Below are 12730 nucleotides of genomic sequence, written 5' to 3'. Positions count from 1 at the left end.
GATGCTAATAGATAGAAAGTAACTGTTAATTGCTGCTTTTTATTATTATCACAGGAGGATTACTCATGTTTTCAAAGAAAAATACACAAATGATGATGTTGAAGAACCGGCCGACGAAGCAGCGGTTCGGTTTACGTAAGTTAAGCATCGGGGTTGCTTCCGTTTTACTAGGACTTTCCTGGGCTTATGCCGGTGTGGCCAACGCTGACACTAATGATGGCCAGACAACGGTAAGTACTACCGAAACGGTCGCTAACACGGGCATAACGCCGCTGGCAACTAATAGCCAACCGGCTAATTCTGTGGCTACCCCGGAAATGCCACTCGCAACTAACACCCCTAGTGACGGTGTTAACCAGCCGGTAACTGGTGAAGGACAAGTAACGACACCAGTCGTACCAAGCCCACCGGCTGCCGATGAAGGACAACCAACTACCCCGGTTGTACCGAACCCACCGACGACTGACGAAGAGCAACCAACTACGCCGGTCGTGCCGAACCCACCGACAACTGACGAGGAGCAACCAACCACGCCGGTCGTGCCGAACCCACCGACAACTGACGAGGAGCAACCAACCACGCCAGTCGTACCGAACCCACCGGTGACTGATGAGGAACAACCAACCGCCCCAGTTGTACCAGAAAAGCCGGAACAACCGTCAAATCCTGGTAGTACGCAACCGGGCATTGGGATTATTGATTCCATCTACGATGACCAGTTCCTCAAGGACAAGTACGGAATTGATATTAACCACCTTGACGCCAAGAGCGTACTTCTCCTTGCCTCCCTCTTCCACATTTTTGCGAATGAGGCCAACTTAGGCGCCGACGTGAATGGTAACATTGCCGTTGGTATCCTGGGTGGAAGCATTGACTTTGGTACTCGAGGCGACTCCATTCACCTGTCCTCGGGTGACATTCACTACATCCAACAACTGAAGGATGCGTTAAATTCTGGCTCTTTCCGTAACCCAACTTTTAACCACGTTATCTTCGGTAATGATATTAACGTCGAAATAAAGGATGGTAAGGTTTACGTTAACGGCCAACTGATGAATAACCTAAAGCCAGAGGAAGTCTTTAAAGACGGTAATATCCAATACATTGACTTTGCAAAGGTCTTCAACCGGCTGATCTCGGCTTCTAACTTCTACAGTAACCAGGAAACTTCGGCCGGCGTTAAGTGGGACTTCTCCGACATGAATAACCAATATGTCGACGTATCTAACGCTAAGCCAACGGATAACGTGATCTACGTTAATATTCCGGCCAACATTTTACAGGGTGCACAACCGATTAACATTCGCGGCCTCTCCAGTAAGACCGACGGGCCAACGGTGGTAATTAACGTAGTTAACGCTGACGGTACTATTAACGTCGCTACCCAGGTTCACCTCTACTACGATGGCAGTAACACGCCAATTCACAATAGTGAAAGCCATACGGTACCAAACCACGTCCTATGGAATTTTGGTAGCAAGGTCGAAACCATCAACATTAACTCTGGTCGCTTTATGGGTAGTATTTTGGCACCATCCGCAACCGTTAACGCTGGTGTTAACATCGACGGAAATATTATCGCCAACATCGTTAATATCTCCGGTGGTGAATCCCACCGGTGGGATATTCACCCCGTAACCCCACCGTCCTTCATCGAGATCCCGGATCCTGATCCTGATCCAGATCCTGATCCTGATCCTGACCCGGACCCAGATCCTGATCCTGACCCAGATCCAGATCCTGATCCTGATCCTGACCCGGACCCAGATCCTGATCCTGACCCAGATCCTGACCCGGACCCAGATCCTGACCCAGATCCTGACCCAGATCCTGACCCGGATCCAGAGCCTACTCCGGATCCAGAGCCTACTCCGGACCCAGAGCCTACTCCAGATCCAGAACCTACTCCGGATCCAGAACCTACTCCAGATCCGGAACCTACTCCGGACCCAGAGCCTACTCCAGATCCGGAACCTACTCCGGACCCAGAACCTACTCCGGACCCAGAACCTGAAGGACCGAAGCCAAGTGGCACTACTAGTGAAAGCTTTGCCGATGCCAAGGCTCCTAACCCAGTTACGCCAACAGCACCGGTGACCAACAACCGACCGGTAGTTACTGGTAGGCAAGAAAAAGCTACCATCACTAACACAGTGACTGCTACACCAACAGCCACTGGCATCACGGCTACAAAGCAAGCGGAATTACCACAATTAGGAAACAGCGGTAATGATGCTGGGAAGTTAGCAGGGATCCTTTCAATCGCCTTCCTGCTGAACCTCATTACTTTTGGCCTCTACAACCGTCGTAAACGTCGCTAATACTTAAAGGAGCTCCAAGTGTGCGGAAATTTCCGCATACTTGGAGCTCTTCATTTTGAACTAATTAATTCTGCTGTAGGTCCGTTTCACTGGCCAATTTACGAACCTGGTTAACGGCACCATCGTCATTAACGGTCTGGATAACCTTACGTAGGTTTACCGAACCATGATGGGTGTCGCCAGCACCATAGAAGTAGATTTGACCATCATGGTCGACGGCATAGCTAAAGTCCCCCTGCTGGGCATTTTTAGGAAGAAGGCTAAACATAATCCCATTACCTGGTTCATCAACACTCGATGAATCGCTCTGGGTCAGGTTCATACCGCCTAACTTTAGTGCATCCTTAAACATCCGTGGTTGCCGGTAATAAGTGATCGCCGCTGCCGTTTCCATCGGTGTAATGGTCTCATAGCCTAATTCACTAGTATTTGATACCTTAGCGGTTGGTGCCGCCTGGTTACTACTAGTGCTTAGGTGGTACCGGGTAATTACCTGGTCCAAATAGGCCTTGTCCGAGCCAAAACGGTTAGCCAGGTCGGCCTTGGAATAGGTCTTAGAAGCATTCTTTTCACCCATCCCACTACCATCACTCTTCGGAGCATCATAAAGAACGGTGACGTCATTAGCATTAACAATCATGGTCGTATCGTGGGCACCAAAACCTATATTGTAATGGTTACCTCTTTGGTGTAGGAGTATTCCCACACTATCCTTTGACGAACGGATTTTAGCCAACTTTTTGGCAGTCATCGAATCATCCAATGCCAAATAGCCCATCAATGCGTATTCACTATCATTATAGCTTGCGCTGGCCTGGGCGGTCATTACCAGATTACTTGCTGGTACGAGATTAGCTACCGGTGCTACAGCCATTAAAGTTGTCGCTGCTACTAACGCCAGTACAGTATTTCTTCTTTTCATTTTCCTTCTCCCCACTTTAATAACTATTCCTCACTACTCTATCAGGAAATCATACCGTTGACCAGGTATTGTTTCACATGAAACATCCATTAACCTAAAAAGGCCGGTAGGAAAGCTCAATTTACGCCCTCCTACCGGCTTAATTATTTAATCTTAGTCAATGTCGTCACAGTAAACAACTGGCTTAATTAGGTCTGCTGGCTTATTGTGCATCAATTCCAGTGCATCTGGAATCTTTTCGAAGCCGTGGAACTTATGCGTGATCAATAGGGAAGGATCTAAGCGACCGTTAGTGATCAGGCTAGCCAGTTTCTCCATCCGTAGACGGCCACCAGGCATCAAACCACCATCGATTGAAACGTTGGACATCCCAACACCCCAGTCACTGGCCTTGATCTTAATCGTGTCGTTACCATTCAAGTAGGCAACGTTTCCAATTGCACCACCTGGCTTCGTCATCCGACATGCTTGGTCAAAGGTGTGTTCAGTGTCACCACCGGCGATTAAGACCTTATCAACTCCCTTATTATCAGTAGCCTTCAGGATCTGGTCGGCAATGTCACCATTGTGATAATCGATGATGTCAGTAGCACCATACTTCTTGGCAACTTCGACCGTCTTTGGACGAGAACCGATTGCAAAGATCCGGCCAGCGCCATGAAGGACTGCTCCCCGCAGAGCCATCAGGCCAACTGGGCCAATCCCGATTACGGCAACGGTGTCACCAAACTTAACGTGGGCTAATTCATCAGCATGGAAACCGGTTGGAATCATATCAGATAGCATACATGCAACCCCGGGATCCATCCCAGCGGGCATGTGGGCCAGGTTACCATCAGCGTCATTAACGTGGAAACGAGTAGCAAAAACCCCGTCCTTAAAGTTAGAGAACTTCCAACCAGCAAGCATCCCACCAGAGTGTGAAGCGTAACCGGCTTGTGAGTTTTCGTCTGACCAGTCAGGTGTAACAGCTGGTACCAAGACCTTGTCACCAACCTTGAAGTCTTTGACCTCATCGCCAACGGCCATAATTTCCCCACAGGCTTCGTGTCCGAGGATCATGTTGTGGCGTGGACCGATCGCATTCTCATAAACAGTGTGAATGTCAGAGGTACATGGTGCGACCGCAATTGGCTTAACTAGGGCATCACGGTGTCCTAACTTTGGATCGTCCTTTTCAATAAAGCCCGTTTCATTTGGCCCGAGCATAGCAAAACCACGCATATAAATTCCACCTTTCCATTAAAATACGTGACTACCTTCACAATATAGCATTATTAATAAAGTTATGCAAACGCTCACAGGTAGTTTTTAGCCGAAGTTAAGATGAGCCCGGCTCCAGAATGCCGGCTAGTCAACCATTTAGCTTACTTTTACCTTCCACTAACTATTTTCCACATTTTTTGCTCTTACCCCTTTAATTAGTTCAGATTTATGGTAAAATTCAAGAGTCAAAAAGGTCCCATAAAGTTATTTTGCCGTAAAACACGAACATTAATCGTTGGGGTTACCGGAACAGTAGAAGGAGAATTTGATGAATAACGATATCGAACAAGTCTTATACACCCAGAAACAAGTTGACAGCCGATTAGATGAGCTGGCTAAGCAGCTAACGGCTAAGTACCAGGACGAATGCCCCCTGGTCGTCTCGGTAATGACTGGTGCCTTAGTTTTTACCTCCGATATGTTAAAGCGGTTGCCCTTCAAGCTTAACTTAGACTACGTCGACGTTTCGAGTTACGCTAATGGTTCCCAGTCAGCTGGCCAGGTAAAGCTCATTCAAGACCTCTCGTCAGATATTAAGGGGCGGCCCGTTATCATCATGGAAGACATCATTGATACTGGTCACACCCTTAAGTACCTGGCCGACCTATTACAAAACCGCGGCGCGAAAAGTATTGAAATCTGCGCCCTACTCGATAAACCCGACCGGCGTGAGGTAGACGTCGAAGCCGATTACGTGGGCTTTAAGGTCCCGGACGAATTTATCGTCGGCTATGGCTTAGACTACAGTGGATTCTACCGTAACCTCCCTTATATCGGAATCCTAAAACGGTCGGTATACAGTAAGTAAAAAGAGCTGTGGCAGAAGTCGTTAACGACTTCTGCCACGGCTTTTTTCGTCGGTCTCCAAACTAATCTGCTAATGACTTCATCAGTTGCATGGTTGACTTTGTCTGGATCAGGCCGGCCAAATATTTAACATTATCAACGCTCATTGTGTCACGGTGGTTCAACCAGAAAATCAGTAAGTTGATAATTTCATCCACGTAGAGTGTCTGGAAGAAATGGTAGAGGAAGGACTCCTTCATCTTCGCGGGCGTAATCCCAAAAAGATAGGGTGCCCGGGCAACGAATTCTTCATTAGCCAAATTGACAATCGCATGGTAGAGGTTAATATCACCATTATTGGAGAGTAACACTGCCAATTCATCCTTATGCTCATCACAATACTTTAATGTTTCATCAAAGGCCGAACCAGCAAGGTGAACAATTTCTTGTGCCGTTGCGTGGTGTGTACTGGTTAAGATCTGTCGGTCACGCCGGAGTGAGCTTTTTAAATTGGTCAGGATATCTTCCTCCACCTGGTGGATAAAGTCCTCTTTATTTCTAAAATAGTTGTAGAAGGTCTTTTTGCTAATTTCGGCCTGTTGAATAATATCAATGGTCCGACATTCGCTTAACTTTCGCTTTGATAACGTCCTGATTAGCCCCGTTAGTATTCGCTGCCTGGTGTTAATCGTTCGTACATCCATCCTTAATCGGCTCCTTACTTCTAATAACTAAGCGCTTTCATTATAGCTGCTTATCAATACATTTACATTAAAAGTGGATATTTTACACCATTAGTATAACTTTTCTCCCCGGGGTATAACTTCCACCGATTTAATTGTTATTACCAATAATTCTTGTAATAATGCTAATCGATGGCAGGTAGCCGAGATCCAAAATGAAGAGGTGATACTAATGGATTGGTTGCAATTGGCACAGTTAGCGACTATTGCCATCATAGCTTCTTATACTGCAAACTTTATCTTCCGCCGTGCCTACCAACGAAAAGAAAATGCAGATGTAAAACAACTAACGCTAATTAATGAAAAATGGAAAATCAAAATCTTACCCTTTTCCATGTTGGTAGTGCTGACGATTGTCACAGAGCTGCCACCGCGAGCAAAGTTGATGCTAACTTTCCTGCTGGTAATTATCTTTGTTTACTTACCAGCTTCAACTTACCTCACGCCAATTGAATCGTTACTGGTTAAAATTTACCGTCCTCGGTTAACCCCTCAACTCAAGGTATGCGATAAGCAAAACAACTGGGACGCCGTAAAACTAATGGGACGCCGTAAAACTAATCGGGATCAACTCAATGCTTCGGCAGTTTCTAAAAGGGATGTTAAATATATCGGGCTCATAATGATTCCCACATTAAAAATGACTGTGCCGTTCGCTGACTATACGAATGATGATGTTTATCAATTTGGGGCTGGCATGCTGCAGCCACAATCGTTGGCTAGTGATGACCATCTCACCATTGGCGCACACAACTTAGGACCACTCAGTAACGCGCTATTTTCTCCATTAGCACGGTATCAGCTATATTTGCAGGGTATGAAAGTAATCATCGTTAGTTTCAAGACCGTTAAAGAGTTTGAAATTAACCGTGTCCAGATTATTGACGATACTGATATTCAGGCCGCGTTAAGCGGAGAAAAGCAGACTATTACCCTAATGACCTGCACCAATGACAACCAACGACGATTTTTAGTTCACGCCTCGCTCATCAAGGAGTATTCACTGGCCACTGCCGATGACACCATCCGCCAGAAGGTGCTCGCCATGCAATGACAGCAGAAAAGAGTTACCTAGCTTCTCTCCCATGCTACGTTTGCTCACTCAAGGTTTATCGTTACATTCTTCACTGGCCGCGCCGCAGGTGGACTGTCGTCAAGGCAACTGGCAAATTAGCCCTGTAAGTATATAAGAGGACCTAAGCGTTCGAATCTGGATGCTTGGGTCCTTTTTAAGCTAGCTTCTAATTTTTTACCGGGGCTTTATTGTCGGCCCTCAGCTTAAGTATCGGTTGGGAATTTATTATGCCGTTTGTCTTGTTCTCGACTTACATTCGGCAATACAGACGGGATGGGCTGGATATTGGAACAAGGAAACTGCTGAAGGGTTAGCTAAAAAGAAAAAAGCAGAGTAGGCATAACGTCTACTCTGCTTTTTAAGATCTTATTGGGCTAGCTGGATTCGAACCAGCGCATGACGGTACCAAAAACCGTTGCCTTACCGCTTGGCTATAGCCCAATAAATGACCCGTGCGGGATTTGAACCCACGATACCAGCGTGAAAGGCTGGTGTCTTAACCACTTGACTAACGGGTCAAGTAACAGCTTAATTATATTATCAAATTACCACTAAAAAAGCAAGCCCCTTTTTAGCTTTCTTTATAACAGCCGGCCAATAACGGGTCAGCGAATTACACTTTACCCAGTAATGTCGGCCCGATGACGATAACCAATCTTTAAATCGGTTTGCACTTCATGGCAGAATTTTAACCACTTAGGCTTGCCAGTTAACCTTTCATCAGTAAACGTACCTTTTTTCAAGGTTACCTTGCTAAAATAAGCACCATCATTTAATTCGGAGGAAAAGTTTTCATGATCCAGTTATCATCCGCCTTTTTATACATCCTAATCATTATTTTCGTCATCGACCGGCAACTACGGCCGCGAAAAATCAAAACTTCCCAAAGGCCGCTCTTAATATTAGTGCTAATCGGGGTCTATTTTACCCTTCAAGCAATTGACAACCATGAGCTATCATTTAACCTGGTAACCATTGCCGGTACGCTTACTTCCTTGGTCGTCCTAGCCATCGGTTTTGGAATCCTCCGCGCAATGTCTTGTCAGGTTTGGTACCAGGCAGGAGTAGCTTACCGTAAAGCAACCTGGTTAACCATCCTCCTGTGGCTCCTCATGATTCTCCTTCATGGCACAAGTGACTACTTGACCAAAAGTGGTTCAGCCACCATGTTCCTCTACCTCGCATTAACGCTCTACACCCAACGACTGGTCTTACAAGCACGGTCAAGAAAATTAAAAATAGCTGTTTCACATGAAACATCTGATAAATAACTAGTATATAAAAATGAGCCCCGAGTATTCAAAAGGATTCTGAATACCCGGGGCCTACTTTTTTACTTTTGCAATAACTGCCGATGAATAAGGTTCCCGTAAGAATGACTACCGCCCTTTAGCAACTTGGCCTGGTTTTCGGCCTTAATCCAGTCATCAACTTCATGAGCGGCGACCATTGCCAAATAGGTCTCCGGATAGTCCTTCCGGTACTCCCGCTTTTTATTAGCTAGTTCGGCCTCGTATAGCGCCTGACACTCTGCCACCGTATTGGCATTTTGTAAGGGCCTTTGGTAGGTATCCCGTGCCATTCCAACCCCTCCTTTTACCTTCTTATCTTACACTAAGAAAAGAGCGGATGACAGGTACCCATCCATAAGTAAAAATAGGCAAGTCGTTTCCGAGTTGGTCAACGGCTTGCCTATTTTAAATTTAAGAGAGCTGACGATTACCCTTACCCCAGTAGTTTCCCTGTTGGAGCATCGTGGGACTAGCAGCTAGGTCTTCTGCAATTTGCTTGTTAGCTACCCCTTCCACCACAAATTCAAGGTGGTGAGCACTAGCAAACGCGTGCCAGGCACGAACAAAGTCCACCACCGTTTCCTGGTTTTCGTCTCTAAACAATAGTAGTGATAACTTAATACGCCGAATTGCCGCTAGCTGGCGAACAATAAAGGCATAGCTATTACCGCCAGCGCAAACATCATCGATCGCGACTTCAAAGCCTAACGCATTTAACCGGTTAATCCCGTCGTCAAGGTAGTCTAAATTATGAACTTTCTCCCGGCGCTCAGTAATTTCAATTGCTACCTGCTGTGAATACTTAGTATGAACTTCTTTCAAAAACTGCCAGACATTTTCAAAGTCCAACTGACAGGGGTCCAAATTAATGTAGACTAAGGAATTGCGGTGCCCTGGTAAAACCTCATCAAGTGATTGGCGACTAGCCGTAATCCATTGCTGATTTCCTTCTTCAGTTGCTAAACTACGCAAAAATTCCAGCCCCGGAAAGACACCTGCTGAATTCCGTAACAGCATTTCGTATGAATCCGTCTTGGCATTCAGGCAGTGGTCAACTTTTAAGATTGGCTGAAATATATTATGCATTTGCTCATTATTAATAATATTATTCACCCGCTCATTATTACGTTTTTTATTGTAAAAGTTCACTTTTCGTACGGCTGATGATGATTATCTGTAATAATCCAACCACGACCGTTATTTTTTACACTATACAACATTTTGTCGGCCCGTTTCAAGGTCGTATCGAGCACTTCACCTTTCAAGTGCTTAGTTAAACTACAGGAGAAGCTAATTGTTACTTTTTCGTTACCACTAGTAATAATCGGCTTCTTGTTAAACGATCTTTCAATCTTCGTTAAAAGTTTATAAACCTCGACTAAGGAATGATTGGTAACCACGATTGAAAATTCCTCACCGCCGAAACGGTAAACATAGCCGTGATTAGGAAAGGCCGAATAAATTTTTTTGCGGAAAACCGTCGAAAAATAGTTAAGGACCTCATTCCCCACAAAGTGCCCGTAAGTATCATTAATCCGCTTAAAGTGGTCGATATCTAGGGCCCCAATCACGATATTGTGAATCTCCGGTTTCCCGGCCAGGGCACTGATTTCCTGCGTCAGTGCCCGGTAATTAAGTAAACCGGTTAAGTCATCCCGTTCGCTTTCTTGCTGGAGCAGTTTCATCTTATGATTGTTTTTTTGTTCACTGCGGTAGCGCCGGTCTTCAAAGAGCGCAATTACTAGGATTCCCAGTGTGGCGGCCGCAGCGCTGCCGGGGTTAAACCGGTTAGTAATAACTAGTGAAACCAATCCCACAATTCCTAAACACATTAGTGCTAAGAAATAACGCAATCGTTTACTAACCCCTTGCCAATGGGTTAAGAACCAACCAATTCCAAAGAAGACTACCGATTCAACAATCCAGAACCACCAGCTTCTTAACGACACCACCCCCAATAAATATTCCGCCAGGTTCGCAAAGAGTGGGGTTACTACTAACAACCCCCACCAAATTTTATAAACCTTATTCCGAAAAACCATTGTCATTGGGACAACTTGCATAAAGGCAACCTCATTTATGTTTAACAGTGATAACTGTAATAAACAGTATTCCTGAATAAAGTACGTGATAATAATAACGGTGGCTAACCCGATTCTATTTATTTGAGTATTCTCTGATGATACCCAGTACCGCTCAAAATAGATCTGACTGATAATCATACAGGATACAATTATCGGTAGGTAGAAAACCGCATCAAAAAGTTTTATTGCCAAATCCACTCCACCTTTTTCCAAAGCTAATGTTACCAACTTAAAAATTTTACTGCTTAATGTTCCCCTTTTCCAGAACTAAATGAAAATCGGCACCGATAGCGCTACCAATGTGTGCTATAATTTCACACACAACGTCAAATGAAAGGAAAAGCGCTTTTAATAATAAAATGAATGATAAAAATTACCGGGACCAATACTTTGAACATGGTCACTGGTCATTAAAAATTAGACAGACACTGGTGATGCTCTTAAGTTGGTTAGTTTTATTTACGCCAATTATCATTACTACCGCTACCTACCTTGCCTACCGCAGTCACGGACGGTACGGTCATTACTTTTGGCACTACGCGGAAGGGTTTCAGGAACTTAACTTTCTCGCCATCTTTCTAACTTTTGCCTTAGGGATGATCGCCGTTTTTTGTCTCACGATGGGCTATATCCAGGCACAACGGGCCCATGGGCTAGTCAATAAGTGGCCCTTATTCGACATCAACCGTAATCACCGTGAACGGGCCGCCGCTGAAGAGTTTATGGAACAACGGTTTGGTAAACGCCAGCAACGGGAACAGGCCAAGCATTTTACCGTTAAGCCTGAACAAAACCTCAGTAAGGACCAACTCCGTGAGGTTATCAACGGTGAGGAAAGGGTGGCTAAGGAATAATGGTTTCCAATATTATGAACGAGGCCTTTCAAACTGGCTCTCCCTGGCTAACCTTCGTCTTAGTCATTAACCTGATCCTGTGCCTCTACCCGATCCTCGGTGCCATGTTTTGGTTCTTTGGGGCCATCTCGTACATGCTTTTTCGCCACGACGAAGAACTGGCACCGAATAAAGAGCTAACTAAGGAGCCCTTTGTTACGATCATGATCCCGGCCCACAATGAAGAGGTCGTTATCCGTGGTACTTTGGAATACCTACTCAACCAGCTCAACTACCATAACTATGAAATCCTGGTAATGGACGACGGGAGCACGGACCAGACACCAGCGATTTTAAAAGAAATGCAGGCCCACTATCCCCAACTCCGGGTAATTCGGATTGCTAAAAACCAGGGGAAGGCCCACGCTTTTAACATCGGGCTCTTCTTTGCCAAGGGTGAATACATCTTAAGTAACGACGCGGATACGATCCCGGAAAAGGACGCCCTCATCAAGTACATGCGCTATTTCACCGGTCCTAACGGAATTAACTACGCTGCCATTACCGCTAACATGGACGTTTACAACCGGTCAACGCTGTGGGGTAAGTCCCAGACGGTCGAATTTTCAAGTATCGTCGGGATTATCAAGCGTAGCCAGACCGCGGTTAATAACACTATGTACGCCTACAGTGGTGCTAATACCATGTACCGCCGGGACTTTCTAATTAACGTCGGTGGTTTTCGCCAGGACCGGGCGACTGAGGATATTAGCATTGCCTGGGACCATAACTTTATGAACGTTACACCTAAGTTCGCCCCGGACATCGTCTTCCACATGAACGTTCCGGAAACCTTTCGCGACCTTTACCGGCAACGAAAGCGCTGGGCCCAGGGTGGTACTGAGGTCTGGTTGTCAAACTTCACCAAAATCATCCGGCATCCCTGGCGGCACCGTTTTATCCTTTCCATGCTAGCTGACACTACCCTTTCAATTATCTGGTCGTTTTTCTTTTGGATTACCAGTATTATCTTCATTCTCCTGATGATCTACTTCGCGACTACCGGGAACTACGAACGGGTCTGGCACGGAATTGCTATGAGTATGATTTTTGTTAACTTCCAGTTAGTTGCGGGCCTCTTCCAAGTCCTGGCAGCGTTAATTTTGGACTTTAACGGAGCTAAGTTGCGCTACTTGATGTTTTCGCCAATTTACCTCCTCTTTACCTGGATCGTTAACCCCCTCACCATTGTAACGACCTTCTTAAAAGCCGTTAAAACCGTAATGGGACACGGGAGCGGCACCTGGATTAGTCCAGAAAGAAAGGCACACAGCAATGATTGATCTCCGATTATTTTTGGCAGATTGCAAGAAATAACTTGAACGAATTTAATGACGTAAATTAAGCA

12 protein-coding genes and 2 tRNA genes are annotated in these 12730 nt (G+C 45.6%); 6 read left to right on the top strand and 8 right to left on the bottom strand.

From position 1 onward, the window contains the following. The first annotated feature begins 65 nt into the window (after nucleotides 1-65). Complete coding sequence (locus ACI31H_RS04580; protein WP_439770817.1) at nucleotides 66-2321, top strand: collagen-binding domain-containing protein; 2256 nt, start codon at nucleotides 66-68, stop codon at nucleotides 2319-2321. Nucleotides 2322-2385: 64 nt separating this feature from the next. Here the strand turns inward: ACI31H_RS04580 and ACI31H_RS04575 are convergent, their stop codons facing one another. Together ACI31H_RS04575 and ACI31H_RS04570 are read right to left on the bottom strand one after the other, a co-directional pair. Next, nucleotides 2386-3243: a hypothetical protein gene (locus ACI31H_RS04575; protein ID WP_439770816.1), complete on the bottom strand. Its 858-nt coding sequence runs from the start codon at nucleotides 3241-3243 to the stop codon at nucleotides 2386-2388. Between the two features lie 153 nt (nucleotides 3244-3396). Next, nucleotides 3397-4467 (bottom strand): NAD(P)-dependent alcohol dehydrogenase, encoded by a 1071-nt coding sequence (locus ACI31H_RS04570; RefSeq protein ID WP_439770815.1) that lies wholly within the window; start codon nucleotides 4465-4467, stop codon nucleotides 3397-3399. Between the two features lie 310 nt (nucleotides 4468-4777). Between ACI31H_RS04570 and hpt the strand changes: the two genes are divergently transcribed. Then, nucleotides 4778-5317, top strand: coding sequence for a hypoxanthine phosphoribosyltransferase (gene hpt / locus ACI31H_RS04565; protein ID WP_439770814.1), 540 nt, complete (start codon nucleotides 4778-4780; stop codon nucleotides 5315-5317). Nucleotides 5318-5378: 61 nt separating this feature from the next. On the opposite strand, the gene ACI31H_RS04560 is transcribed toward hpt, so the two are convergent. After that, on the bottom strand, nucleotides 5379-5999 hold the full coding sequence (locus tag ACI31H_RS04560) for a TetR/AcrR family transcriptional regulator (protein ID WP_439770813.1): 621 nt from the start codon (nucleotides 5997-5999) through the stop codon (nucleotides 5379-5381). 211 nt (nucleotides 6000-6210) lie between these two features. Here ACI31H_RS04560 and ACI31H_RS04555 point away from each other — a divergent pair, with 211 nt between their 5' ends. Continuing rightward, nucleotides 6211-7092: a sortase domain-containing protein gene (locus ACI31H_RS04555; protein WP_439770812.1), complete on the top strand. Its 882-nt coding sequence runs from the start codon at nucleotides 6211-6213 to the stop codon at nucleotides 7090-7092. Between the two features lie 390 nt (nucleotides 7093-7482). Here the strand turns inward: ACI31H_RS04555 and ACI31H_RS04550 are convergent. Together ACI31H_RS04550 and ACI31H_RS04545 are read right to left on the bottom strand one after the other, a co-directional pair. Further along, nucleotides 7483-7554, bottom strand: a tRNA-Gln gene (locus tag ACI31H_RS04550). A 5-nt stretch (nucleotides 7555-7559) separates the two neighbouring features. Continuing rightward, nucleotides 7560-7631 (bottom strand) — tRNA-Glu (locus ACI31H_RS04545). Between the two features lie 276 nt (nucleotides 7632-7907). Here ACI31H_RS04545 and ACI31H_RS04540 point away from each other — a divergent pair. Beyond that, nucleotides 7908-8384, top strand: a complete 477-nt coding sequence (locus ACI31H_RS04540; protein WP_439770811.1) for a hypothetical protein — start codon at nucleotides 7908-7910, stop codon at nucleotides 8382-8384. A 62-nt stretch (nucleotides 8385-8446) separates the two neighbouring features. Here the strand turns inward: ACI31H_RS04540 and ACI31H_RS04535 are convergent, their stop codons facing one another. The 3 genes from ACI31H_RS04535 to ACI31H_RS04525 form a co-directional block, all read right to left on the bottom strand. After that, complete coding sequence (locus ACI31H_RS04535; protein ID WP_439770810.1) at nucleotides 8447-8695, bottom strand: hypothetical protein; 249 nt, start codon at nucleotides 8693-8695, stop codon at nucleotides 8447-8449. A 121-nt stretch (nucleotides 8696-8816) separates the two neighbouring features. Next, entirely contained in the window at nucleotides 8817-9518 is a 702-nt protein-coding gene (locus ACI31H_RS04530; RefSeq protein ID WP_439770809.1) for an EAL domain-containing protein, read from the bottom strand. Between the two features lie 32 nt (nucleotides 9519-9550). Beyond that, entirely contained in the window at nucleotides 9551-10681 is a 1131-nt protein-coding gene (locus ACI31H_RS04525; protein WP_439770808.1) for a GGDEF domain-containing protein, read from the bottom strand. Nucleotides 10682-10848: 167 nt separating this feature from the next. Between ACI31H_RS04525 and ACI31H_RS04520 the strand changes: the two genes are divergently transcribed. Next, nucleotides 10849-11343 (top strand): ABC transporter permease, encoded by a 495-nt coding sequence (locus ACI31H_RS04520; protein ID WP_439770807.1) that lies wholly within the window; start codon nucleotides 10849-10851, stop codon nucleotides 11341-11343. Continuing rightward, nucleotides 11343-12665: a glycosyltransferase family 2 protein gene (locus tag ACI31H_RS04515; protein WP_439770806.1), complete on the top strand. Its 1323-nt coding sequence runs from the start codon at nucleotides 11343-11345 to the stop codon at nucleotides 12663-12665. Before ACI31H_RS04520 ends, ACI31H_RS04515 begins: the two co-directional genes overlap by 1 nt. Nucleotides 12666-12730 lie beyond the last annotated feature (65 nt).

The sequence above is a fragment of the Limosilactobacillus sp. genome, from assembly GCF_051873035.1.
Lineage (GTDB): Bacteria > Bacillota > Bacilli > Lactobacillales > Lactobacillaceae > Limosilactobacillus.
The sequence above is the reverse complement of the archived record's forward strand: the minus strand, read 5'-3'. Positions and strand labels throughout refer to the sequence as shown.